General features: G+C 44.5%; 22 protein-coding genes and 1 other annotated feature. Of the genes, 9 read left to right on the forward strand and 13 right to left on the reverse strand.

The window, feature by feature from the left end; genetic code table 11:
• Window positions 1–443: 443 nt before the first annotated feature.
• From KHN79_RS05380 to cysN, 3 genes are all read left to right on the forward strand, one after another.
• Complete coding sequence (locus KHN79_RS05380; RefSeq protein ID WP_182008129.1) at window positions 444–2,183, forward strand: SLC13 family permease; 1,740 nt, start codon at window positions 444–446, stop codon at window positions 2,181–2,183.
• Window positions 2,184–2,327: 144 nt separating this feature from the next.
• The gene (gene cysD, locus KHN79_RS05385; protein ID WP_211907272.1) at window positions 2,328–3,236 is read left to right on the forward strand and encodes a sulfate adenylyltransferase subunit CysD; all 909 of its coding nucleotides are present in this window, start codon (window positions 2,328–2,330) and stop codon (window positions 3,234–3,236) included.
• Between the two features lie 79 nt (window positions 3,237–3,315).
• Window positions 3,316–4,728 (forward strand): sulfate adenylyltransferase subunit CysN, encoded by a 1,413-nt coding sequence (cysN, locus tag KHN79_RS05390; protein WP_182008127.1) that lies wholly within the window; start codon window positions 3,316–3,318, stop codon window positions 4,726–4,728.
• A 342-nt stretch (window positions 4,729–5,070) separates the two neighbouring features.
• Here the strand turns inward: cysN and KHN79_RS05395 are convergent, their stop codons facing one another.
• On the reverse strand, window positions 5,071–6,339 hold the full coding sequence (locus KHN79_RS05395) for a dicarboxylate/amino acid:cation symporter (RefSeq protein WP_182008126.1): 1,269 nt from the start codon (window positions 6,337–6,339) through the stop codon (window positions 5,071–5,073).
• Between the two features lie 542 nt (window positions 6,340–6,881).
• On the opposite strand from KHN79_RS05395, the gene KHN79_RS05400 reads away from it, so the two are divergent.
• A complete protein-coding gene (locus KHN79_RS05400) occupies window positions 6,882–8,423 on the forward strand; it encodes a long-chain fatty acid--CoA ligase (protein WP_182008125.1) in 1,542 nt (513 codons plus the stop codon).
• A gap of 108 nt (window positions 8,424–8,531) precedes the next feature.
• On the opposite strand, the gene KHN79_RS05405 is transcribed toward KHN79_RS05400, so the two are convergent.
• The 8 genes from KHN79_RS05405 to KHN79_RS05440 all read right to left on the reverse strand — a co-directional run bounded on the left by KHN79_RS05405 (window position 8,532) and on the right by KHN79_RS05440 (window position 16,445).
• Complete coding sequence (locus KHN79_RS05405) at window positions 8,532–9,224, reverse strand: Crp/Fnr family transcriptional regulator (protein ID WP_182008124.1); 693 nt, start codon at window positions 9,222–9,224, stop codon at window positions 8,532–8,534.
• Window positions 9,225–9,438: 214 nt separating this feature from the next.
• Window positions 9,439–10,245 (reverse strand): tryptophan synthase subunit alpha, encoded by an 807-nt coding sequence (gene trpA, locus KHN79_RS05410; RefSeq protein ID WP_182008123.1) that lies wholly within the window; start codon window positions 10,243–10,245, stop codon window positions 9,439–9,441.
• Complete coding sequence (trpB, locus tag KHN79_RS05415) at window positions 10,245–11,435, reverse strand: tryptophan synthase subunit beta (protein WP_182008122.1); 1,191 nt, start codon at window positions 11,433–11,435, stop codon at window positions 10,245–10,247. The genes trpA and trpB overlap by 1 nt, the downstream gene beginning before the upstream one ends.
• A 26-nt stretch (window positions 11,436–11,461) precedes the next feature.
• The gene (trpCF, locus tag KHN79_RS05420; RefSeq protein WP_182008121.1) at window positions 11,462–12,901 is read right to left on the reverse strand and encodes a bifunctional indole-3-glycerol-phosphate synthase TrpC/phosphoribosylanthranilate isomerase TrpF; all 1,440 of its coding nucleotides are present in this window, start codon (window positions 12,899–12,901) and stop codon (window positions 11,462–11,464) included.
• Between the two features lie 13 nt (window positions 12,902–12,914).
• Complete coding sequence (gene trpD, locus KHN79_RS05425) at window positions 12,915–13,913, reverse strand: anthranilate phosphoribosyltransferase (protein ID WP_182008120.1); 999 nt, start codon at window positions 13,911–13,913, stop codon at window positions 12,915–12,917.
• Between the two features lie 19 nt (window positions 13,914–13,932).
• A complete protein-coding gene (locus KHN79_RS05430) occupies window positions 13,933–14,556 on the reverse strand; it encodes an aminodeoxychorismate/anthranilate synthase component II (RefSeq protein WP_182008119.1) in 624 nt (207 codons plus the stop codon).
• 6 nt (window positions 14,557–14,562) lie between these two features.
• Window positions 14,563–16,143: an anthranilate synthase component 1 gene (locus tag KHN79_RS05435; RefSeq protein WP_182008118.1), complete on the reverse strand. Its 1,581-nt coding sequence runs from the start codon at window positions 16,141–16,143 to the stop codon at window positions 14,563–14,565.
• Between the two features lie 126 nt (window positions 16,144–16,269).
• Window positions 16,270–16,373 (reverse strand) — a sequence feature (Trp leader region).
• Window positions 16,320–16,445, reverse strand: coding sequence for a Trp operon leader peptide (locus KHN79_RS05440; protein WP_182008117.1), 126 nt, complete (start codon window positions 16,443–16,445; stop codon window positions 16,320–16,322). (Overlaps the previous feature by 54 nt.)
• A 96-nt stretch (window positions 16,446–16,541) precedes the next feature.
• Here KHN79_RS05440 and KHN79_RS05445 point away from each other — a divergent pair, with 96 nt between their 5' ends.
• Window positions 16,542–17,402 carry a PHP domain-containing protein gene (locus KHN79_RS05445; protein WP_182008116.1) on the forward strand — a complete coding sequence of 287 codons (861 nt, stop codon included), beginning with the start codon at window positions 16,542–16,544 and terminating at the stop codon, window positions 17,400–17,402.
• Window positions 17,403–17,464: 62 nt separating this feature from the next.
• A complete protein-coding gene (locus KHN79_RS05450; RefSeq protein WP_182008115.1) occupies window positions 17,465–18,085 on the forward strand; it encodes an L-threonylcarbamoyladenylate synthase in 621 nt (206 codons plus the stop codon).
• Window positions 18,086–18,155: 70 nt separating this feature from the next.
• Here the strand turns inward: KHN79_RS05450 and KHN79_RS05455 are convergent, their stop codons facing one another.
• Complete coding sequence (locus KHN79_RS05455; protein ID WP_182008114.1) at window positions 18,156–18,866, reverse strand: calcium-binding protein; 711 nt, start codon at window positions 18,864–18,866, stop codon at window positions 18,156–18,158.
• 343 nt (window positions 18,867–19,209) lie between these two features.
• Between KHN79_RS05455 and rluB the strand changes: the two genes are divergently transcribed.
• Window positions 19,210–20,148: a 23S rRNA pseudouridine(2605) synthase RluB gene (rluB, locus tag KHN79_RS05460; protein WP_182008113.1), complete on the forward strand. Its 939-nt coding sequence runs from the start codon at window positions 19,210–19,212 to the stop codon at window positions 20,146–20,148.
• A 162-nt stretch (window positions 20,149–20,310) separates the two neighbouring features.
• Here the strand turns inward: rluB and KHN79_RS05465 are convergent, their stop codons facing one another.
• Together KHN79_RS05465 and yeiP are read right to left on the reverse strand one after the other, a co-directional pair.
• Window positions 20,311–20,631, reverse strand: a complete 321-nt coding sequence (locus KHN79_RS05465; protein ID WP_182008112.1) for an HI1450 family dsDNA-mimic protein — start codon at window positions 20,629–20,631, stop codon at window positions 20,311–20,313.
• Between the two features lie 2 nt (window positions 20,632–20,633).
• On the reverse strand, window positions 20,634–21,200 hold the full coding sequence (gene yeiP / locus KHN79_RS05470) for an elongation factor P-like protein YeiP (RefSeq protein ID WP_182008111.1): 567 nt from the start codon (window positions 21,198–21,200) through the stop codon (window positions 20,634–20,636).
• Window positions 21,201–21,392: 192 nt separating this feature from the next.
• On the opposite strand from yeiP, the gene KHN79_RS05475 reads away from it, so the two are divergent.
• Window positions 21,393–22,160: a nucleotidyltransferase domain-containing protein gene (locus KHN79_RS05475; RefSeq protein ID WP_182008297.1), complete on the forward strand. Its 768-nt coding sequence runs from the start codon at window positions 21,393–21,395 to the stop codon at window positions 22,158–22,160.
• A gap of 8 nt (window positions 22,161–22,168) precedes the next feature.
• Here the strand turns inward: KHN79_RS05475 and KHN79_RS05480 are convergent, their stop codons facing one another.
• Window positions 22,169–24,532: a DNA polymerase II gene (locus KHN79_RS05480; protein WP_182008110.1), complete on the reverse strand. Its 2,364-nt coding sequence runs from the start codon at window positions 24,530–24,532 to the stop codon at window positions 22,169–22,171.
• Window positions 24,533–24,944: 412 nt separating this feature from the next.
• Between KHN79_RS05480 and uvrY the strand changes: the two genes are divergently transcribed.
• On the forward strand, window positions 24,945–25,589 hold the full coding sequence (gene uvrY, locus KHN79_RS05485; RefSeq protein WP_182008109.1) for a UvrY/SirA/GacA family response regulator transcription factor: 645 nt from the start codon (window positions 24,945–24,947) through the stop codon (window positions 25,587–25,589).

Raw genomic sequence — 25,589 nt, forward strand, 5'->3', positions numbered from 1 at the left:
GTTAGGAGCTAAAGGCAACTTTAGATTCATACAGCAACCCAGTTCCGACTTTTTATGTTTTATAAGCGCCTTATGACACGTTAGGTAATCTACGCCATCAGTTTGGGTGTTCAGGCTTGCCTAATAAGAAAGTTTGACAAAAATTGACACCTGTACTTTTGCTTGGCGCAACTTAATAAAGCAGTGACTCTGTATGCTGCTATATTCATATTGAGTGCGGCGGTTTATGATCCTGATACCACCTTTTATCCGAGGTTTCTGACAAAACTTCAAAACTAAACTAATCATTTTCTTAGAGGGTGAGGATTACCGAACATGAATAATAACCGATGGCAATTTCCGAGGCAGGAATCAAATCTAGATATCAGGCTCTAGCTCGAGGTGATGGTGCTGAAGTTTTTCAATTTTAGTGAGCTAAAAACATACAAGTCTTAAATCCTTATATGAATATAGAAACGTACCAGTCAGCCTATATTGTGATTGGCTTGTTCATATTGACAATCGTTGGGTTGATTAAGTTTCAGTCCAGGCCTGAAGCAGTATTTGGAACCTTGTTGCTAGTACTGTTCTCAAGTGGCTTTGTCACAAATGAACAGGTAGTAAAGAGCTTCGCCAATCAGGGGATACTGACACTTGTGTTATTAATGGTTTGTTCGCTGGCTCTGGAAAAAACCAAACTCTTGCGGTTGGTGGCTAATTTTGTAATTAAGCCCAGCTACCGAGCTTCATGGCTTAATTTGTTTGTTTTTAGCTCGTTATCGTCAGCAGTTTTAAATAACACCGCCGTTGTTTCCGCCATGCTGGCTCCAATCCGTTCTAATACCCACCATTCAGCCAGCAAGCTCCTTATACCACTTTCTTACTCTGCTATCTTAGGTGGAACGCTAACTTTGGTCGGGACATCAACCAACCTGATCGTCAATTCGATGGTTGTAGAGGCTGGTATGCCTGCCTTAAATTTCTTCGATTTCACACTGATAGGAAGCCTGCTCGTACTGGGATGCGGAATCACGTTATTTGTGTTTAGCAAGTATCTTCCAGATCGTCCTCAACAGTTAAAAGTGATTGATGATTACTTTATTGATACCAAGGTGGTGGAGGGCTCTGCTCTTATCGGACGTTCTATCGAAGAAAATGGTCTGAGAAACCTCGACTCACTGTTTTTAGTCCAACTGCAAAGAGGTAAACAGCTCATATCACCGGTTGTGCCATCAGAAATTATTCAGGTTGGTGACAGATTGTTGTTCAGTGGAGATATTAAAAAAGTAACGTTACTGAACCATTTCTCAGGCCTTGAATCTTTCGCTAATCAAAATGGATTACCGCTGGACAATTTATCGGAAGTAATTGTTCGTCCTGACAGTTCACTGGTTGGCAAGACGCTAAAGCGAGTAGGGTTCAGGGCGTTGTTCGACGCCGCGGTAGTCGCGATAAAACGAGATGGCGAAAACATATCAGGAAAACTGGGTGAAGTAGTTCTGAAGCCCGGTGATAACCTCGTTCTCGCTGTCGGTGAAGACTTTAAATCCCGGCACAATATTAATAAGAATTTTTTCTTCGTTAGTGGTGTAGAGACTGAACGAACGTTAAATCGCTGGAAAGAGTGGCTGGCGGTTACGGGATTTTTGTTGGCCATTTTTCTTTCCGCGATAGAGGCCGTTTCATTATTTAAAGGCCTGTTACTATTTTTAGGTGTGTTGCTGTTAAGCGGCACTCTGAAACCCAATGAGATCCTGCACCGGTTACCGGTACAAATCTGGTTAATTATATCGTCTGCTATACTTCTTTCTTACGCACTCAACAATACAGATGCGACTGATCTCATTGATATGGTGATCAAAAAGTATCAGACCTTTTTTACTCCATTCATTGGGTTATGCGTTGTTTATATTTTAACGTGGTGGCTAACCGAGTTAGTTACAAATAACGCAGCAGCGGCATTAATGTTTCCTGTTGCTATGGGATTAGCTACCAGTCTGGGAGTTGAGCCTATCAGTTATGTTATGGCCGTGGCTTTCGGCGCGAGTGCCAGCTTTATCAGCCCTTACGGCTATCAGACCAACTTAATGGTCTACAACGCCGGACAGTATCAACTCACTGATTTTTTGAAGGTTGGGTTACCCATAAGTATTGTATTTGGCGTTATTACTGTATTTGGCTTAGCTATACTATATGGAGTTTGAGGGGGAAGAATATTCACTAAATGCGTTTACTCATTGCAGCTTTTATTCATTGCAGCTTTTCTTGATTGAAGAAAGTATGAAAGAAGCGAAATTTAACGAAGTTCTTATTGGAAAAGACAACAGATGGAATTGATAGGAATGAAAATTTCTCAAGAACGTATGACTCATTTGAAGCAATTAGAATCTGAGTCAATTCATATCATACGCGAAGTCGCAGCCGAATTTGATAATCCGGTAATGCTTTACTCGGTAGGTAAAGATTCTTCAGTGATGCTGCACTTAGCAAAAAAAGCTTTCGCTCCGGGCACACCGCCATTTCCTTTAATGCATATTGATACGACGTGGAAGTTTAAAGAAATGATCAAGTTCCGCGACTATATGGCGCAGAAATTGGGCATGGAGTTGATCGTTCACCAAAACCCTGAAGGAATCGCAATGGGCATTAGTCCGTTCATTCATGGTAGCTCTACCCATACCGATATCATGAAAACTCAGGGTCTAAAGCAAGCGTTAGACAAACATGGCTTTGATGCCGCCTTTGGTGGTGCACGTCGTGATGAGGAAAAATCGCGGGCAAAAGAGCGTGTGTATTCGTTCCGGGATGAACATCACCGCTGGGATCCTAAAAACCAGCGACCAGAACTATGGAATATCTACAATGGCAAGGTGAACAAAGGGGAAAGTATTCGAGTCTTTCCGCTTTCAAACTGGACAGAACTGGATATCTGGCAATACATCTACTTGGAAAATATCGAAATCCCGAGCCTTTACCTTTCTGCAATGCGCCCAGTGGTTGAGCGCGACGGTATGCTGATCATGGTGGATGATGAGCGTATGGAGCTGGAAGAAGGAGAAGTGATTGAAGAGAAGATGGTTCGTTTTCGTACATTAGGCTGCTACCCACTGACCGGTGCAGTGGAGTCGCAAGCTACGACGTTGCCAGAGGTTATTCAGGAAATGCTGCTGACTAAAACGTCTGAAAGGCAAGGCCGGGCAATTGATCATGATAGCTCTGGCTCCATGGAAAAGAAAAAGAGAGAAGGTTACTTCTAACTAGGTCAATCGACCCTAAAGCTCCTGATTCAAGACAAACCAGGAACTTAACTTTGTCATTTAAATTCAAGGAATGAAAATGTCACATTCATCAGATTTGATTGCGAAAGATATTGAAGCTTACCTAAAGGTACATGAGAACAAAGATCTACTTCGTTTCCTTACCTGCGGCAGCGTGGATGATGGTAAATCGACTTTGATTGGTCGGCTTTTGTTTGACAGTAAGCTGATATATGAAGATCAGATGGCAGCAATTGAAAAAGATTCTCAGAAGTTCAATACAACTGACGAGGCTTTCGATTTGGCACTGCTTGTTGATGGTCTTCAGTCTGAGCGTGAGCAGGGTATTACTATCGATGTCGCCTATCGTTATTTTTCTACCGATAAACGCAAATTTATCATCGCAGATACCCCAGGGCATGAACAATATACCCGTAATATGGTAACAGGCGCTTCTACCTGTGATTTGGCAATTGTTATGGTTGATGCTCGATATGGGATACAGACGCAAACTCGTCGCCATAGCTATATTTGTTCTCTTCTTGGCATCAAGCACATTATTGTTGCTATTAACAAAATGGATCTAATGGAATACAGCCAGGACGTTTATCAGAAAATAAAAGCTGATTACCGTGAAATGGCAAAAAACTTCAATATTGATGATATACGTTTTGTGCCTATTTCTGCGCTTAAAGGCGATAATGTAGTGACTCCGAGTGAGAACATGGACTGGTATCCAGGGGCGACCTTGATGAAGCTTTTGGAAACCGTAAAAGTGGATCAAGATAAGAACTCAGAGTTAATGCGATTCCCAGTCCAGTACGTCAATCGTCCTAATCTCGATTTCCGGGGTTTTTGTGGAACTCTAGCTTCTGGTGTTGTTCAGCCAGGTGATGAGGTTAAAGCGTTACCATCGAGGAAATCTTCTACAGTAAAATCCATATACACTCATGACGGTGAACTGGATATAGCTTATCCGGGGCAAGCGATCACGATTACATTAAATGATGAAATCGATGTCTCACGCGGAGATATGCTAGTTCATGTTGGTCATGAGCCTGAAGTGACAGATAAATTGAGTGCTCATATCGTTTGGATGGACGACAACCCACTGCGCACTCATAAAGAGTACATATTTAAGTTTGCGACAAAATCTTGTGCAGGCCGCATCGCAAACCTAGAACACAAGATAGATGTTAATACGTTAAAGTGCCATGCAGAAAACAGTGAATCTCTGGAGTTAAACGAGATAGCTCTGGCTGCGGTTTCGCTTACAGATAAAGTTGCTGTTGATGAATATGCTTTGTTGCCACAGACGGGCTCTTTCATCATTATCGACCGTTTTACCAATGTAACGGTCGGCGCAGGAATGGTATTTTCGATTCATGGAGATGGTTCTAAAAATGACGTAAGACATTACTCATTGGCGGAGAAAGAACTCAATGCTTATATCCGTAAGAACTATCCGGAGTGGGGTTGTTCAGAGATATAGCTAGGGTCTGTTGACCTTTCGAGCTGATTTTTGCAGAAGTTTGTGGGTTCTTTATACAAGGCAGAGGCTTTGAAATGTAGTTATTCTACCTGATAAGCTGATAACGCAGTAGAAAGGAGCCACAAACGCTGCCCGAAGGGTTCGGCTAAAAGCGTTTTACTCTTTGTTGAGAGGTTTTTGCTTAGAATGACTAGGCTACAAACCTCTCGCCGCGATTAAAACGCTTTTATCTCGAACAAAAATTAACCACGAAAGATAAACAGACCCTAGACATACGTAGCTATTTAGATATAAAAAAATCGGCCTCAAATATTGAGGCCGATTTTTATTTCAGAGAAACGCTTAAGCTTCTTGCTTATTCAGTTCAACTTCTTGTTCAACTTGAACTTCTTCTTCTACCAGAGAATCAACAATAACTGCACATGCTGCATCACCGGTAATGTTAAGTGCGGTACGAATCATGTCGAAGATACGGTCAAGAGCAAACAGAAGAGGCAGACCTTCAATTGGGATACCTGCTGCAAGCAGAACTGCAACAACCAGGAACGATGGTCCAGGAACACCAGCCTGACCGACTGCGCCAAGTGTAGAAGTCACGATAATAGCGATGTAAGCGCCCATGCCTAAGTCGATATTAAACAGCTGTGCGAAGAAGATTGCTACTAAGCCGTAGTAGATCGCGTTACCAGACATGTTGATCGTTGCACCCAGAGGCAGAACGAACGAAGCTGTTGAGTTTCTGACACCAAGGTCTTTCTCACACGTATCCATCGTTACAGGCAGGGTTGCCATTGAAGATGCTGTAGAAAGAGCGACTGCTTGTGGCTTCTTCATTGAAGAAATGAATTTCTTCGCAGATGTCTTAGTGAAGATATGAACCATTGCAGGGTATACAACGAAGCCAAAAATCAGGATTGCTGCAGTGTAGACAACGAACAGTTTGAACACGACCATTAGTGCGCCAAAACCAAACGTACCAACTGCTTCAGCCATCAGGCCGAATACACCGATAGGTGCAATAATCATTACCTTGTTAATCATCCAAACCATCGCGTCAACGATGCAGTTCACGCCATTGAGAATTGGTTCACGTCGTTCTTTAGCTTGTTGAGAAATCGCGATACCGAAGAACATACAGAATACCAAGATCTGTAGGATGTTTGCTTCGTTCAGTGACTGGAAAACGTTAGTCGGGATCATACCAGTAATGGTGGCCCAGAAAGTAGGTAGTTCACCTTTAGAAGCGTACTCAGCCGAGAACATACCTTCTACGCCAGAGACGTCGATGCCCATGCCCGGTTGGAATACTTCACCCATAATCAGGGCAAGTGCCACTGCCAGAGCGGATGTCAGACCAAAATAGCCGAGTGTAACTAAGCCAACTTTACCAGCAGATTGGCTGTTACCAAGACCAGCAGCTCCGGAAATCAGAGCGACAGCAACCAATGGGATTACTAGCATCTTGATTAAATTGATAAAGATAGCACCTAGTGGCGCGAATACTGTTGCGTCGTGACCCATTAGGGCACCAGCGGCTGTACCCACGATCATTGCGATGACGACTTGCACGCCAATGTTGTTTAGTAAACTCTTCTCTTTTAACACTTCCATAACCTCTGTGCTAATAAAATGTAAAATCCTAAAATTACTCACCAATCTCTCAATATTTCTTGGAGAATAATTTCAACATTGCTTTTTACACGTATCATTCACAATTGGCAATAACCGGACTGGGGTTATTGATGAAAAGATCGATATTTCATTGACGAAAGCTAATTTATTGCACGATAGCAAACGATTGCCATTTGCTCTTTCAATATTTTGTCGGGTTTTTTATTAATTTGGTTAATGAAGTGGATGTTTTGAGATTAAAAATTTGTTAACAGATTGTTTTGTTGTTTGTCTTGGCTTGGTCATGGCTGCTGCTTGATAATTCAGAAAATAATTAGGATGCAAGCTCACACTTTAGTTATTTGAGTTAAGTGAATGTAAAATATTTTACATTCTTGAGGGTGTAAGTCTTGTAAATATAATGTTAACAAGTGGCGGGTTTGAAGACCTGAAGAGCCGTATAAAGCCACTATTTCGTTAATATTTTGTTGTTGAATCCTTAAAAGCAACGTGAATGCCAATAATCTAGAGGTGAAGTCATTATGATGAATCTTGCTGCTGCACTGCAGCGAAATGCTGCCAGTAAGCCTGATAAGACAGCGTTGATATGCGGTGATTTGGAAATTTCTTATTCTCAATTTGATGCAATCGCAGGCAAAATTGCGACGTCTTTGATCAACAGCGGTGTTAAGCCGGGTGATCGAGTAGCATTGTCTTGTCCTAATCTTCCTTTCTTTGCGTTCATTTATTTCGCAATTCAGAAGGCTGGCGCAGTTGCCGTACCGCTGAACGTGCTTTTAAAAGCAAGAGAAATCAAGTATCACCTAGAAGACTCAGATGCTAAATTTTACTTCTGCTTTGAAGGTACGCCAGAGCTGCCGATGGCGAAAGAAGGTGTGAAAGCTTTTAAGGAAGTTGAGTCGTGTGAAAACATGGTTGTGATGACTATGTCGCAAACGGAAATGGAGTGGGGTAGTGTACCTACTCTTAATAGCTTTATTCGCGATGTTGAGCCTCTTGCTGATTACGTACCACGTAACGCAGATGACACTTGTGTTGTACTGTATACGTCTGGTACGACAGGAATGCCAAAGGGTGCTGAACTATCGCAACAAAATATCGTTATGAACGCGCTTGTCGGGCAAAACATTATGGCGGCTCAAGCTGACGATGTTCATTTGGTGACGTTGCCTTTGTTCCACACTTTTGGTCAGACTGTTCACCTAAATGCAAGTGTTTTGAGCGGTGCGACTCTAGTGTTAGTACCTAGATTCGAGCCGAAGCTTATTCTTGAATTGATTGAAAAACACAAAGTGACTATTTTTGCTGGTGTACCAACGATGTACATCGGTATTCTACATGCAGAACATGATTACGATATTTCTTCTCTTCGAGTTGCGGTAAGCGGCGGATCGTCTTTGCCGACGGAAGTGTTCCGTGCGTTTGAAGAGAAATTTAACATCCCGATTTTGGAAGGTTACGGCTTGTCTGAAACCAGTCCTATCGCCTGCTTTAACCACCTGGATCAAGAGCGAGTTCCTGGCTCGGTTGGTCAGCCAGTTCAAGGCGTCGAAGTTAAACTTGTCGACCTTGAAGGGAATCCTGTACCAGTTGGGGAAGAGGGAGAAATCATTGTGCGTGGTCACAATGTGATGAAAGGCTACTTGGGTCGTCCTGAAGTGACAGAAGCTGTATTGAAAAATGACTGGTTCTATACAGGTGATGTTGGCCGCTTCGATGAAGCAGGTAACTTATATATTGTGGATCGAATTAAAGACCTGATTATCCGTGGTGGCTTTAACGTTTACCCACGTGAGATTGAAGAAGTATTCATGACACACCCTGCAGTCGCGATGGTTGCGGTGATTGGTATCCCGCATCAAGAATATGGTGAAGAAATCAAAGCATACGTTGTGCTTAAACCAAGCCAAGACATTGAAGCCGCAGAGCTTCAAAAGTGGGGACGTGAACAGTTAGCTGCCTTTAAGTACCCGCGTTTTGTGGAAATTCGCGAACAGTTGCCGATGAGTGCTACCGGCAAGATTCTGAAGCGTGAGCTGAAAGCAGAACTCAAAGTCGCTTAAAGAAGTGTGAGGTTATTTGGGTATATAAAGCCAGCTAATTATTAGCTGGCTTTTTAGTTTGGAATGAGATGAATGGGTCATCTTTTTACTCAATTCGTTGTCTGATGGCTATTCCAGTCTCTTCAGATACTCTTCCATCTCCAAAGGGTTTGGAATTGTAATGCTTCCATAACTAAGGTGGAGTATTCCCATCTCTTCAAGCTTTTTTAATACCTTGTGCACACTCTGACGCGTTAGGCCCATCATGTTTGCGATGTGTTCTCGCGTTACACGGACAACACAAGGGTCTGCGTTAATTGGCTGGTTTGTCTGATACGATGCAAGCAATAACAATCTTCGACCGATACGCTCTTCAATGCCTCGGATTGCATCATCTTCAATTACGGAGATCGCGGACCAAAGTCTTCGGCTTAGTAGATCTAGTATTACAGGGTAACTTTGTGGGTACTTAGCCAGTAACTGACGAAATTTATCGCCGGGGAAATCTAATAGGGTTACATCAGAGTGAGCTGTTGCTCCAAAGATTCTCGGCATGCCTGGAGAAAACACATTGTCTCCGAACCAGCCGCCTGTATCAAAAATCATTAACGTGACTTCTTTTCCCTTGGTGCTTATAGAGTTAACTCTTACTGCACCTTTAGCGATGACCATTAGGGAGGAATGTTTATCTCCTTTACTGCAGATGAGCGCTTTTTCATCGAAATGTCGAGTTCTTGCAATCTGTACTGCGTCGTTGATGCCTTCTTCAGGGAATCCTGATAGCACGGGGCATTGACGCAACAACTTTTTTATCTCTTCCATGTCGAAACCTAATTGAAGCACTTTAATCTGGTCTATTTTAACACTTTATAAATAGATGCTCTCTAGGTACCAACTAGATTGGATCTGTAAATGTTACTAAATTGTGATCGGAATCTATAAGGCAGAGATTGGCGGAGAAGGTGAATATAAGTCTTAAATAAAAACGCCCATTAATCTGTGATTAGTGGGCGTTTCCTTAGTATGTTTATCGATGCTACTTCTGAGTCGCTGCTTTCATCGCGGAAACAAACTCACCGAGTTTATCGAGCATTGTTTGTGGCTGGTCCACATTTGTCTCAATAATTTTGACTACAGCGGAACCAGAAATTGCGCCTGCTGCACCGGACTCTATCGCTTGTTTGACTTGTGACGGCTCAGAGATGCCAAAGCCGAGCAGGGCTGGTGGCGCATCAAATTGATTCAGTCTTTCCAGCAGCTGACCCACAGGCATATTGGCTTTGGTTTCCGCTCCAGTTACGCCTGCACGAGATAGCAGATAAGTGTAACCTCCGCTGAGGTCGGCGACTTGTTTCAGCGTTTCATCACTTGCCGTTGGCGGAGCGATGAAAATTGGGTGGATACCAAACTTCTCCGCGGCGGCAACAAACTCTGCACTCTCATTAGTGGGTACGTCTGCAATAAGTACAGAGTCGATACCCGCCTGAGCACAGCGTTCATAGAAGTTCTCGATACCGCGCGAGAAAACCAGATTCGCGTACATCAGCAGGCCGATTGGAAGCTCGGGATATTTTTCGCGGATCTTACCAATTTGCTCAAAGCAAACATCTGGTGTCGCTCCTGAATTCAATGCACGAATATTTGCACCTTGGATAGTTGGACCATCTGCCAGCGGATCTGAAAACGGGATTCCCAGTTCTAGAGCATCGGCACCCGATTCAACGAGGGTTTCCATAATTTTGTAGGATTGCTCTGCATCTGGATCACAAACTGTTACGAACGGTACAAACGCGCCTTGGTTTTTCTCGTTCAGGCGAGCAAACATCTTCTCATAACGACTCATTAGATTACTCCTTTTTCTTCTAAGATGGCGTGTACGGTGAAGATGTCTTTGTCACCACGGCCAGATAGGTTAACCACCAAAAGCTGCTCTTTATCAGGGTTTTCACGTGCCATATGCAGTGCGTGAGCAAGGGCATGGGAGGATTCAAGTGCGGCAATAATACCTTCGCTGCGTGCGATCTCCTGGAATGCATCAAGAGCTTCGTCGTCGGTCACACTGGCGTATTCTGCTCTGCCAATCGAGTTCAGGTACGCATGCTGAGGACCTACGGAAGGGAAGTCCAGTCCTGCAGAAACAGAGTAGGACTCTTCCACCTGTCCGTCTGCATCTTGCATTAACGGCGCTTTCATACCGAAGAAAATACCAGTTTTACCATGTTTGAGTGGCGCACCGTGTTGGTCGGTATCAATACCTTTACCAGCTGGCTCAACACCAATAAGACGAACACTTTCGTCGTCGATAAAATCTGCGAACATGCCAATCGCGTTAGAACCACCGCCTACACAAGCAATAACCGCATCTGGCAGGCGGCCTTCGCGCGCAAGGATCTGGTTTTTAGTTTCTTCACCGATCATGCGCTGGAACTCGCGAACAATGGTCGGGAACGGGTGAGGGCCTGCGGCAGTACCAAGCAGGTAGTGAGCATCTTCGTATGTTGCAGACCAATCACGGAGTGCTTCATTACATGCATCTTTAAGCGTTGCAGAACCAGAGTGTACCGGAATAACTTCTGCACCCATGAGTTTCATTCGGAATACGTTCGGGCTCTGGCGTTCTACGTCTTTTGCACCCATGTAAACGCGACATTTCAGACCAAGCAGGGCACACGCCAATGCAGTTGCTACGCCATGCTGACCAGCTCCAGTTTCAGCGATGATTTCGTTTTTACCCATGCGTTTTGCCAGTAGTGCCTGACCAAGTACTTGGTTGGTTTTGTGCGCACCGCCATGAAGTAAATCTTCTCGTTTTAGGTAGAGTTTGGTTTTCGTGCCTTTGGTCAGGTTACGAGTCAGTGTCAGCGCGGTAGGGCGACCTGCGTATTCTTGTAGTAGTGTCATGAACTCACTGCGGAATTCCGGATCTTCTTGTGCGTCAATAAACGCTTGCTCTAGTTGCTCCAACGCCGGAACCAAAATTTGCGGAACGTACTGACCGCCATATTCGCCAAAGTAGGCATTCAGTTTTGCCATCGTGATAATCCTTCTCAATCTCTTAATTAGTAGTTGCGAATAGCGTTAAATGCGGCTTGCAACTTCTGCATATCTTTTTTGCCTGGTGCGCTCTCTACACCAGAGTTTAAATCTAATCCTAAACAGCCTAATGTCGCTGCTTGTTGAGCATTTTCAGGAGAGATACCTCCGGCCAGCATGATTTGGCTCGGGTCGCCAATTAAAGACCAGTCGAAGACTATTCCAGTACCGCCGGTTTGATTACCGACCTGGGCATCAAGTAAATGACGCGTCACATTTTCGGTCAGTAGTGCAGGTTGTTTACTCTGCACGCCGTAAGCCTTCCAGATTTCGACGCCCACAGGGAGCTCTGCTTTTAACTGGTTGACGTAGTTTTGATCTTCAGCACCGTGTAACTGAACCGCTTTTAAGCCAAGTGATGTGACTATCGCAGCCACAAAATCAATCTCATGGTTTTGGAAAACACCAACGTATTGAAGTGGCGCACCGCTCATTGTTAAACGGGCCGTTTCTAAATCGACGGCGCGTTTAGATTGTTCTACAAAGATCAGACCACCAAATACTGCGCCAGCTTTATATGCTTTGGCTGCGTCATCAGGGTGTGTTAGACCACAGACCTTATTTTCGCCAAGCGTTACCTTACGAACCGCAAGCTCCAGGTTCTCTTCAGACATCAATGAACTGCCAATAAGGAACCCGTCTGCGTACTTCGCCAGATCGCGAACTTGCTGATGGGTGTAAATACCCGATTCTGAGATAACAGTAGCCTCTGGAGCGAGAGTCCTGATCGTCGGTGCCAGCTCTTTGGTGCGGTTTAAGTCAGTACTTAGGTCGCGTAAGTTACGGTTGTTGATACCAATAACAAGAGCACCTAGCTCTACCGCACGATGAAGCTCTTCTTCGTTACTTACTTCTGTGAGGATCCCCATATTGAGGCTGTGTGCGGCTTCTGCCAGCGCTTTGTACTCTTCATCATTAAGTACAGAAAGCATCAGAAGAACAGCATCAGCGCCGTAATGGCGAGCTAAGTAAACCTGGTAGGTGTCCACCATAAAATCTTTACAAAGCACAGGTTGTTTAACCTGACTGCGTACTTGCGGAATAAATTCAAAACTACCCTGGAAGTATTTTTCGTCAGTTAAGACCGAAATTGCATCAGCATGGTTATTGTAAACCGAAGCGATGTAATCCAGATCGAAATGGTCTCTGATCAGCCCTTTAGATGGTGACGCTTTTTTACACTCAGTGATGAAGACGGTTTTATCACCCTTTAGAGCATCGTAGAAACTGCGATCCGAAGATTCTAAATCAGGCTGGAAAGTACTCAAATGCTGAGAGGCTTTGCGTTCTGCAACCCACTGATATTTATCGCGGACAATTTTAGCCAACACTTCTGCCATTTCAGCTTCTTTTTTTGATACGTGCTCAGAAAGGTTGTCAGCTTTTTGAGTGTTTAAATCCGTCATCTTGATCTTTTCCTTAAGCGTAATCGGCTAGTTTCTGTACCAATTGATAAGCCTTACCTGAGTTCATTGCCTCGATGGCTTGTTGCGTATTGGCTTTTAAATCTTCGTGGCCGAAAAGACGCATAAGCAATGCAACGTTGGCTGCGACAGCACCAAGTTGGGCATCCGTTCCTTTTCCGGTCAGTATATTGGTGATGATTGCTTTGTTCTCTTCCGGAGCTCCGCCTTTAATTGCTTCAAGCGGGTGCGTTTTTAAACCGAAGTCTTCTGGCGTCAGAGTGTATTCTATGATCTGGCCATCTTTAATCTCGGCTACCGTAGTTGGGCCATGGATAGCGACTTCATCAAGTCCGCTGCCGTGTACTACTGCTGCGCGCTTCATACCCATTTGTAACATGGTTTCTGCAATAGGACGAACCAGTTCTTCACTGTAAACACCCATTAGCTCGATGTTAGGGCGAGCTGGGTTAATCAAAGGGCCAAGAATATTAAAGATGGTACGCGTTTTCATTGTCTGACGCACTGGCATAGCATGGCGCACACCACCATGGTATTGCGGTGCAAACAGGAAGGCGACACCGATGTCATCGACGGCTTTACGTGTATCTTCCGGGCTCATTGCGAGGTTAATACCGAAAGAGTCTAGCAGGTCAGAAGAGCCTGACTTGCTTGATACGCTGCGGTTACCGTGTTTGGCAACTTTCAGACCACAAGCTGCGGCTACGAATGCTGCTGTTGTTGAGATATTGATGGTGTCATGGCCATCTCCACCAGTACCGACGATATCGGCAAAATCGTACTCAGGACGGGGAAACGGGTTGGCATTTGCCAGCAGCGCTTTTGCCGCACCTGTAATTTCGTCGGGCGTCTCGCCTTTAATTTTTAGTGCAGTCAGGGCTGATGCCATCAAAATTGGGTCAAGTTCTCCACGGATAATGGTATCGAACAGAGTCTGGCTTTCTTCCTGAGTCAGAGATTCTTGCTCATATAGTTTGCTGATGATCGCTTCCATAAATTCTCTCCCGTTTCCCTTATGCATTGTTTGCTTTATCCATTGTTTCTATATCAAGGTTTCCGTTCTCAAGAGCCCATTCAATAGCATTTGCTAATAAGGTTGCCCCATACGTGGTCATAATTGATTCTGGGTGGAACTGGAATCCGCACACTTTATCTCGCTCGTGTACAACTGACATGGTTAAGCCGTCGACTTCCGCAGTTACGGTTAATTCCTCTGGTACCTTCGTTGCTACTAAAGAGTGGTAACGGGCTATTGCCAGTGGCGATGGTAAGTTAGCGTAAGTGGCGTGATTTTGGTGCTCCATCATAGAAACTTTGCCGTGAATGATTTCACCGGCTCCTGCAACTGTACCGCCATATGCTTCAACAATGGCTTGATGACCAAGACAAACTCCAATCATCGGTACTTTACCTTTGATGCGCTGAATCAGTTCTGGCATTGACCCCGCTTCTGACGGAACTCCCGGTCCCGGAGAAAGAAGAACCACCGGGTTTTGAAGCTCATTGACGGCTTGTTCAATGCTTTCTGCCGGGATGTTATTCCGGTATATGGTGACGGAATGACCAAGTGAGCGAAATTGATCGACTAGGTTGTAAGTGAAAGAATCAAAGTTATCGATAAATACAATGTTAGCCATAGTCTGCTACTCCTCATTCTTTGTAGGTTGAGAATGTGCTGCTTGAATAGCAGAAATAACGGCTTGCGCCTTGCCTCGGGTTTCGTCGGCTTCCGCCTGAGGATCGGAATCGAACACCACGCCAGCACCAGCCTGTACTTGAGCGATACCGTTTTCAACGTAAGCGGATCGGATCACGATACAGGCATCGAGTGTACCTTCTCCGGTCAGATAACCGACAGCGCCGCCGTAACTGCCGCGTCTTACGCCTTCTACGTCACGAATCAGCTGCATGGCGCGAATTTTTGGTGCGCCGGTTAATGTGCCCATGTTCATGCAAGCCTGGTACGCATGCAGAGCGTCTAAATCTCCTCGCAACTGGCCAACAACTCTGGAAACCAGGTGCATTACATGGCTGTAACGGTCGACTTTAAGTAAGTCGGCTACGTGACGAGTTCCTGCTTGAGCGATACGTGCTACATCATTACGTGCGAGGTCTACTAACATCATGTGCTCAGCGTTTTCTTTCATGTCGGTGCGCAGTTCAAGCTCGATACGGCTATCCAGGTCAAAATCGATTTCGCCATCTGGACGTTTACCACGACGACGAGTACCAGCGATAGGATAGATCTCAACTTGATTCGTGTCGGTATCATACTTGAGGGCACTTTCCGGTGAAGCACCGAACAGGGTGAATAACTCGTCCTGCATATAGAACATATATGGACTTGGGTTGCTCTTTTTAAGCTCTTTATAAGCGGCTAACGGAGAAGGGCAAGGAAGAGTAAAGCGGCGCGAAGGAACAACCTGGAAAATATCGCCTTTCACCACGTACTCTTTCAAGTCCCGAACAATCTGGCAGAAATTTTGGTCAGAAATACTTGGCTGTACTTCTACATTATCGAGTTTCGTTGCACTTGGTAAATGCTTAGGGGCAACGCATTGCGAATAGATTTCTGCAATACGATTCTCTAACGTTTCTTTTTGTAAGTTATCGACAAAAAGCGTGGCTTGCAGGTTGCAGGATTCTGTTTGATGATCAACGACAAGCAGGGTTTCAGCGACATAAAAAACGTAGTCAGGGCATTGGTTAGTTGCTTCGGCATTACCCAAAGGTTCGAAGTTCGCTACCAGGTCGTAAGCGAATAAGCCACCGATGAAAATCGCATGCTTATCTTTATCTGAAAGATTGAAGCTGTGCTGAACCAAACGCAGAGCATCGAATGAAGAGGCCTCACGTAATCGAGAGTCCTCATCGATAGTGTTGCATGGCTGTTCGAACTCTAATGTGAGGGTTTCACCGTCAAACTGGGCAGGAACTTCTTCTCGAATGTTATTGCGCAGATGTGCGAGTAAATTCTTACCATTATCGGTTAAAGCATGCATGCTTACAGTATGGTTCAGGCAAACAATTCGCACTGCCGAATCAACGATCAAAAGAGATTTCAAATCTTGTTTAGAATCGATCTCAGCAGATTCCAGAAGTAAGCTATCGGTCTTGTTTTCACATAGGGTGTGAAACAAGCGCGTCGGGTCTTGAGTGTAAGGAACAGAAGTTGTTAATACTTCCAGTTGTCCAATATTCTTGATTTCAATGGCCTTGTTCACAAGACCTCCTTATAGCTGTATTAATCTTCCTGCTGCACATAGTTACATAAAGCAAGTAGTTGTCCTACTTAAGAGTTTACGATATGCGATTATGTTTAAGCAGTTATGCGTAAAAAGAGCGATAAAATAAAAAAGCCCGCTCTGACAGCGGGCTTTACAACGTTTAATTCTCTAAACTAGAAGTACACGTTTGCCCACCAAGAACTTGTCCAAGTGCGCCACCAAGCAACGTCTGTCGAGTTTGTCTTATTAAGACAAACCGCAACTTTCGCTTTCTGGTTTTGGTTCAGTTCTTGTAACATAGTGAGCCTTGAATTAAATGTTCTGTATTTGCGTACTAGTTAACTAGTGCGGAGGTAAAAAGTCAACCCCAAAACAGCATTAAAACGATAAAAAATATGAGAATAGATTTACATAGTCACACCACTGCCTCTGATGGCCGGCTGGAACCGAAAGATTTAGTGGATAGGGCACTGAGTTTTGATATCGAAGTTTTGGCGATTACAGATCATGACACCGTCGATGGTTTAGCACCGGCGAAACAGTATGTGCAAGATAATCAGTTACCAATAAAAATCATTAACGGCATCGAAATATCAACGGTATGGCAAAACAAAGATATCCATATCGTAGGTTTGAATATCGATCCGGATGCCTCTGCGTTAAAGACGTTGATCAAGCAACAAAAACAACATCGTGTGGTTCGCTCAGAACTTATTGCCTCTCGTTTGGAGAAAGCGACCCGTGAAGGTGTGTTGGAAGAAGTACAACAAATTGCGGGCGATGCGCCTATTACCCGCGCACATTTTGCTAAGTGGCTGGTAGATAATGGTTTTGCCAAAAACATGCAAATGGTGTTCAAAAAGTATTTAACGCGTAACAACCCGGGTTATGTGCCACCAAACTGGTGTTCTATGAAAGACGCCGTAGATGCAATACACGCCGCTGGTGGCCAAGCGGTATTAGCACATCCGGGACGCTATCAATTGACTGCTAAATGGGTTAAGCGTCTTCTGGCTGCATTCGTCGAAGCTAATGGCGACGCAATGGAAGTTGCTCAACCACAACAAGCACAACAAGAAAGGCGCAACCTTGCCGATTATGCTATACAATACAAACTATTAGCGTCCCAAGGCAGCGACTTTCATTACCCGTCTCCTTGGATGGAGCTGGGGAGAAACCTCTGGTTGCCAGCAGGCGTAGAACCAGTTTGGAAAGATTGGGGTATTGATCCTTCGTTGAGCAGCAACGAAGCATAGGCCCCATAACGATATGACTCCATAAAATATAGAGCCGAGAGGTTCGATAATGAGGAATAATAATGAGCCAGTTTTTTTATGTTCATCCAGAAAACCCACAGGCTCGCTTGATCACTCAAGCAGTAGCAATCATTCGCAACGGCGGTGTCGTGGTATATCCAACCGATTCGGGTTACGCACTTGGCTGTCAGCTGGAGAATAAACAGGCGTTAGAACGTATCTGTCAGATTCGTCGTTTGGACGATAAGCACAACTTCACTTTGTTGTGTCGTGATTTATCAGAACTTTCGCTTTATGCAAGAGTGGACAACAGTGCCTTTAGATTACTGAAAAACAATACACCGGGGCCTTACACATTTATCTTCAAAGGTACGAAAGAAGTCCCTCGTCGTTTGATGAATGCAAAACGTAAGACCATTGGTATCCGTGTGCCTGATAACAAGATCGCGCTTGATCTGTTAGAGGCATTGGGCGAACCACTGATGTCTACGTCATTGATCTTGCCGAATAGTGATATCACTGAATCCGATCCGGAAGATATTCGTGACAAACTTGAGCATGCTGTTGACGTGATACTGAACGGCGGTTACTTAGGTGAGCAACCAACAACCGTTATCGATTTCAGTGAAGGAGAACCGGTAGTGGCTCGTCTTGGTTCTGGTGATCCTGCACCTTTCGAATAAGAAACATTGTTGTAGGTGATTGAGGAGGCACTGTGCCTCCTTTTGCGTTAAGCTCAGAGAAAATATCAAACTATGAAAATTCGAACAAGTCGATGCCATGTTGATCGGCGTAATTGATATAACCTGAACTCACTCCGTTTAATGTCACTTCAACATTGTACTCGTCGCTAGAAAAAACGGCCCAGCCAAGATCATTGTATGAAAGGGTAAGCTCATCTGACGAATCCAAGAAAGTGTCGCGAATACCATCTCCATCTGAGTCTCTTCCTAAATCGAAAACTAATTTATCGGCGAAGATGTTGAAGTCCAAAATTTCCGCTTTCACATCAATATCATTAATAGGAACCTGCAGCTCAGTAACATTAATAGGCAGGCGGTTGGTAAACACAAATGAATCTTCTCCGTATCCACCGCTTAAAACGGATTGGCCATCTCCGATAACAATGGTGTCGTTTCCCCAGCCTCCATTGATAAAATTATTACCTGAATAATCAAAAATGACGTCGTCTCCGAATCCACCAAATAGTGAATCATTTCCTAATCCACCCGACAAGAAATCATCTCCGGACCCACCTGAAATCAAGTCATTTCCTCTACCGCCGAGTAGTGTATCGTCTCCTCTGCCGCCGAAAATATAGTCATTGCCCCCAAAACCTACAAACTTATCGTTCCCACCAAACCCTAAAAAGATGTCGGTCGTTTCAGAACCCTGTGTTCCAGTCATATTGTCATCTTCAGACGTACCAAATATCCACTTGAGGTTATGTGCTGTCTTCGACATTTCGTATTCCTTTTATTTGATTATCGTCGCGAGCAAGCTAATAGATTATTGCTTGAAAAAACGGAATGATTTTATCAGCTTAAGCAAAGTCTTATTGGGAGGCGGTGACCTATATTAGTGTGGTTGTTGCGGCAAGTATCTCGTTTGGAGTAGGAGAAAAGTGGGGAAAAAGTGCCAGTATTACACGGAAAATTGAACGCAGATATTAGAGATGATTTAGCTTACATTAACCTCGAGAATAACTTATAATGTTCGACCGAAAAAATCCCATCAAAGTGGGTGTCAGCATATTGCAGACCAATTCTGGTCTAGACGTCTGTGAAGACGACACATAGGTAGATAAATGAGCGAAAAGTTACAAAAAGTATTAGCACGTGCTGGTCACGGTTCTCGTCGTGAGATTGAATCTTTAATTAAATCTAACCGCGTAAGCGTGAACGGTGTAGTAGCTAAACTTGGTGAGAGACTTGAAGATGAGAGCAGTGTCATTCGTATCGACGGTCATATTGTATCTGCGAAGATACAGGAAGAAGTGATCTGTCGTGTGCTTGCATACTACAAGCCAGAAGGTGAACTGTGTACTCGTCACGATCCAGAGGGTCGTCGTACCGTTTTTGATCGCCTGCCAAAGATTCGTGGCTCGCGTTGGATTTCAGTAGGTCGTCTGGATGCGAATACTTCAGGTCTGTTGCTTTTCACTACGGATGGTGAACTGGCAAACCGTCTAATGCACCCAAGTCGTCAAGTTGAGCGTGAATACCTAGTACGCGTGTTCGGTGAAGTAACTGAACAAAAAGTTCGTAATCTAGTAAAAGGCGTTGAGCTGGAAGATGGTATGGCTCGCTTTGAGGACGTTGTATATGCGGGTGGTGAAGGTATGAACCACACGTTTTACGTTGTAATCAATGAAGGCCGTAACCGCGAGGTTCGTCGTCTGTGGGAATCACAAGACTGTACGGTAAGCCGCCTGAAACGTGTTCGCTACGGTGATATCTTCCTCGACAAGAAATTGCCTCGTGGCGGTTGGATGGAACTGGATCTGAAAGAAGTGAACTACTTGCGTGAGCTTGTAGAACTTCGTCCAGAGAAAGAGACCATGCTTGACCTTAACAAAGACAACACTTCACGTAAGCGTGAGCGTGCTCGCAGCCAAAAAATTCGTCGTGCAGTTAAGCGCCACGAAGAGCGTGTAAATACACCTAAAGGCCGCAGTAACAACCCTAGTCGCCGTAAGCCAAAGAAAAGTGCTGGTGAACAAGGCGTTCGTAACAAACACAGATAGCAAGTATTGTTAACTGGTGTTAGAAAATTAGAAAGGCTTGCCGAATGGCAAGCCTTTTTCTTATCTGAAACGTAGTTCAGAGTCGGTAAGTAAAACTAGTTTAGCAAGTAAAAAAACGCCAGCTACGAAAGCTGGCATTTTCATTCTCAGGTTAGGAAGGCGTTAGTCGCGCTTCCAAAGCATATGACAGAACTTATGTTCTGGGTCTCGGCTGATTAGCATACGAGCGAATACGTCATCAAGTACGTCATTTTCCTCGTTTACCAGGCCGATTCTGACTTCTGCATACACTTCTTTGTCGATCTCGAAGCCCACATGCTCAACCCAGTCTTCACCGGTTTCGACAAGCTCTGCAGCTCCACGATCTTCGAACTGAGCGGTAAACAGAATCACATCAGCAGGTTCCAGGTTATCCGGAGCCATTTCAAGAAAAATGTCGTACGCTGCGTCGATAACGTCGTCGTAAGAAATCAAATCAGACATGCTTATGCTCGGCTCATGTATTTACGTTCAGCAGTGTTGATAATCACGCGGTCACCTGTTGCAATGTATTCCGGAACCTGAACAACAAGGCCAGAAGCAAAGCGAGCTGGTTTAGTACGTGCAGAAGCTGATGCGCCTTTGATTGACGGGTCAGTCTCTTCAATTACCAGCTCAACAGAAGAAGGTAACTCCAGACCTACAGGAGAACCGTCTACCAGGATAACGTGAATACCTTGAGTATCTTCGTTGATGAACAGCAGGTCATCTTCTACATCACTGTGTTTAAATGTGTATTGTGAGTAGTCTTCGTTATCCATGAAGATGTGCTCATCGCCGTCTGCATAAGAGTACATAACTGCACGCTTGTTCATCTCAACGGTTTCTACAACGTCATCAGACTTGTAACGCTCGTCTACGCGTGCACCTGTTGTTAGATCAGTACAACGCATTTTGTAGATTTTAGCGCCGCCGCGACCACCTGGAGTGGTTACTTCGATGTCTTTAACTAGAAGAGTTTTACCATTAGACTCGATTGCGAAGCCTTTTTTGATTTCACTTGCCTTTGGCATTGTATTTTCCTATTCACACTTATTAAGCAAAACTCGCTGATTATAACCTCAAGTTAGTCGCCTGGCATCAAAATTCATTGGTGAAAACTACCCTAATGCTCATTAATCAGTGCGTTTTTAGGCTTGATCCAATTTCCTTGCTAGTGGATCATATTATCCTTGATTCTTAATGCCGAGATCGTGTTAATTCCAATGGCTCTCCCTGTTATCGACCGTAAGCAGCCTTTTCAAGCTGAGTTTGAACCACTAATCAGAGAAGTGCTTTTGTGCTTGAAAGGCGGGCTGGGGCAGAACTTACATAGTGTGTACGTTTATGGCAGCGTCGCTCGAAAAACGGCGGTGTCTGGTAAATCGAACCTCGATTTAGTGGTTGTCACCAAAGCGCCATTTGAGTCAAATCGGGCCACGTTGTTAAACACCATCAGATGGCGGGCGAAGAAAGGGCATCCGCAAGTAACCGGCGTCTCAGTGCGCACTGCACTAGTTAGAGAAGTCGCCAATCTCGATAGTATTTTTACCTGGGGCTTTATGCTCAAACACTGCTGTGTGTGTATTTGTGGCGATGATCTGGCGGACTGCTTCGGAGACTATGTTCCGAGCTGGGAAATAGCCAAGCACTGGAACATGGATGTAGAAGAGTGGCTCTCTGTCTATCGTAATAAAATCGCACAGGCAAAAAATGCTGAGGAGCAGATTCAAGCTCAAACTGTTATTGCCAAAAAGTTGCTGCGCGCTTCCTATTCACTGATTATGCACCGCGACAAGCGTTGGTTTGATGATCCAATTGAATGTGGTCAGGTGTTTTTGAACTATCATCCTGAAAAGCAATTGGAGATTGAGCGCCTAGAGATTCTGTTGTCGGGGCGTCTGATTCCCAAACGCTCTGTGATTGGCTTATTGGACGCTTTTGGTAACTGGCTGCTAAAACAGTATCAAAAGACAGAGTTTCGCATTGGCTAAGCTGGCCGTTAAAACAAGCCCATCTGCGGTGCTGACAGTGTCTCAAAATCGGTGCCGATAAACGGTAAAATAGCATCTGCAACCGGCTTTAGCTGCTTATCAACATAATGCTGATAGTCGATTGGGCTATTGCGGTACTCATGGGGCTCTGGTCCGTTGACGGTAATTACATACTCAATTCGGCCGCGGTTCTGGTACTGTAATGGGCGGCCAAGCTTGGCATTGATTTCGTCTGCTAACCGCGCAGCACGCACCTGTGGTGGGATATTCTTTTGGTACTCATGTAACTTACGGCGCAGACGTTTCTGATAAATCAGTTGGTCATCAAACTCACCGCTGTTGGTTTTCTCAACCATTTCCCGAACATACTCACTCGGGTCTTCACCATGAAAGATCATGCCATAAAGTTTGTTTTGGAATTTCTGTGCTAGTGGTGTCCAGTCAGTACGAGCACTCTCCAATCCTTTAAAGATGATGCGTTCTTGTTCTCCTTCTCCAATCAATCCGGCGTAACGCTTTTTCGACCCTGTTTCTGCTCCGCGGATAGTAGGCATCAGGAATTTGCGATAGTGCGTCTCGTATTCGATTTCAAGCATTGAAGTAAGGTTATATTTGGAGCGAAGATGTTCTTGCCACCAGTTATTAATGTATTCAACCAGCTGATTACCAACGGTATCTGCTTCAGCCTGACTATAACTGCGATTTAATGACACAAAGGTCGAGTCAGTATCACCGTAAATTACCTGATAACCTTGCTCTTCAATCAGCACTTTTGTTTGCTTCATGATCTCGTGCCCGCGCATAGTAATACTGGACGCGAGGCGTGTATCAAAGAACCGACAACCTGACGATCCTAATACGCCGTAGAACGAGTTCATGATGATCTTAATTGCCTGAGAAAAAGCTTTTTCGTTGTTTTGCTTAGCCACATCACGAGCTGCCCAAAGTTTTTCAATCATCTCTGGCAAGAAGTGCTTAGTGCGGTGAAACTGGCCGCCACGAAATCCGGGGACTGCTTGATTGTCTTCTTTGCCAATCTTAAGCAAAAGTCCTTCTACAAGCCCCATTGGATCAATCAAAAAGGAGCGAATGATTGACGGGTACAGGCTTTTAAAGTCCAGGACTAAGACTGAATCGTAAAGGTTCGGAATCGAATCCATCACGTAACCGCCTGGGCTAGCAATCCAGTTTTCCGGGTGTAAGTTTGGGGCGGCGTAACCAGCACGATGGATCTGTGGTAAATAGAGATTAGTGAATGCGGCTACTGAGCCCCCAACTCGGTCCAGTTCTACGCCCGTTAATCGTGAGCGTTCTATTGCAAAAGCGAGTAGGTGTGTGTGCTCAAAAATCTTATTTACCAGGACACAATCTTGCAGGTTGTATTTAGCTAAAGAAGGTTTATCAGAACGATACATGCGGTTGATTTCATCCATACGGTCATGCACGTTGTGAATTTGTTTTCCTTCGCCTAACAGTTCCTGGGAAACGGATTCTAATGACCAAGAGCGAAAGTGGTAAGTCGCGGTTTTGAGTGTATCGATACCATCCATCACAACTCGTCCCGGAATAGAGATAAAGCCTTGCTGGCTCAGTGATGAACTGCGAAAGAAGCTCGCTTGATCGGCTCTTCCTAGCTTGAGCTTCATGGTGTGCCACTCTGCTCGTTTGTGCAGCAAACGGAAATCGAAGTCGATAACGTTCCAGCCGACGACTACGTCCGGGTCAAACTGCTTAAACCACATTATTAAAGCGTCTAGCAAAGCTCTCTCGTCTTTTACCCACTGGATTGGCGTCTCTGCTTCCTCAGGCTCACCAATCATAATGACTCGAGAGTCCTTTGGGCTATCTAAGCCGATAGAATAGAGAATTCCTTTTTCTGAGCATTCTATATCCAGAGAGACAACATGCAGTTCAGGCTCGTAATCTCCGGAGCGGCATTTTGCACTTTGAATACGCTGATACCCATTGGCGTTTTGCTGGTAGCCGGTGAACTCAATACTGCCTCGGATAAAGCGCTCCATCAAATAGCGATCAGCTAGGCGGATATCTCCCTCATAAGTCACGATGTCGTGATGAGTCAGAGTACTTTGAAAGGCAACAGACTCTCGGGTGAGTTGTGTATAACAAGCAGCGAGGGGAGTTTGTTCGAACGTTTTAATCTCTAACTCACGAAAATCAACACAGACGTTATTGGATTGAGCAAGCAGTTTTGCTTGTGCCACATTGTCTTGTGCGATGAAGAAAACAGGCTTTTCCCCATTGATAAGAAGTTGAGTTGGTCCAGCTTGTGTCGATAACCAAAGCTCAATTTGTGTTTGACCTTTGATGTCTCTTGCCTGGCGAGTAAGTAGGAAGCCTTGCTGGATGTTCAAATGAGAAAAACCTTATTCATATCTTAGGGTTCGTATTCTAGCACTATGAGAGAGGAAGAAAACGAGGAGTATGTATTCTTGTTTTATTCGCTGGTTTATATACCAAGATCAAAAATGTGTGTGATCGACTACGGATTGAGCGTTTTAGACCTGATACTGAGCTACTCTGAACAATATGAAATCTAGTTGCTTGATTTCTTGAAATTAATGTAGTTAATTAAGTCTAATTATCATTCGGTTCTGTATTGCTAATAACGTAGTTTGTGAATAAGTTCTTGCTAAAGTTTGCGTTTGAGCACATATTCATAGAAAGCAATTTTTTGCCAAATACGGTAGTATTGGGCAGTCATACTGATATCCACATTGTGCAACATGTGGGTGCAGAACCAATAGAAAGTGTGGAGATACAAGCTTGATAAATGTTTTCCTTGTAGATGATCACGAGCTGGTTCGCACAGGGATACGACGTATTATTGAAGACGTCCGTGGAATGAACGTAGCAGGAGAAGCTGACAGCGGTGAAGAGGCAGTAAAATGGTGTCGCAGTAATCATGCTGACGTCATTTTGATGGACATGAATATGCCTGGAATCGGTGGCTTGGAAGCCACTAAAAAGATTCTTCGCGTAAACCCAGATGTGAAAATCATTGTACTGACCGTACATACTGAAAATCCGTTTCCTACTAAAGTGATGCAGGCAGGTGCTTCTGGTTATTTGACCAAAGGCGCAGGGCCAGATGAAATGGTTAATGCTATTCGCGTAGTAAACAGCGGGCAGCGTTATATCTCACCAGAGATTGCGCAACAGATGGCATTGAGTCAATTTTCTCCGGCCTCTGAAAACCCGTTTAAAGATTTATCAGAACGTGAATTACAGATCATGTTAATGATCACGAAAGGCCAGAAAGTAACCGATATTTCTGAGCAACTTAATCTAAGTCCAAAAACCGTGAACAGCTATCGCTATAGACTGTTTAACAAGTTGGACATTAACGGCGACGTTGAGTTAACACACTTAGCGATTCGCCATGGAATGCTGGACACTGAGACCCTTTAG

The organism is Vibrio sp. B1FLJ16, assembly GCF_905175385.1.
GTDB lineage: Bacteria > Pseudomonadota > Gammaproteobacteria > Enterobacterales > Vibrionaceae > Vibrio.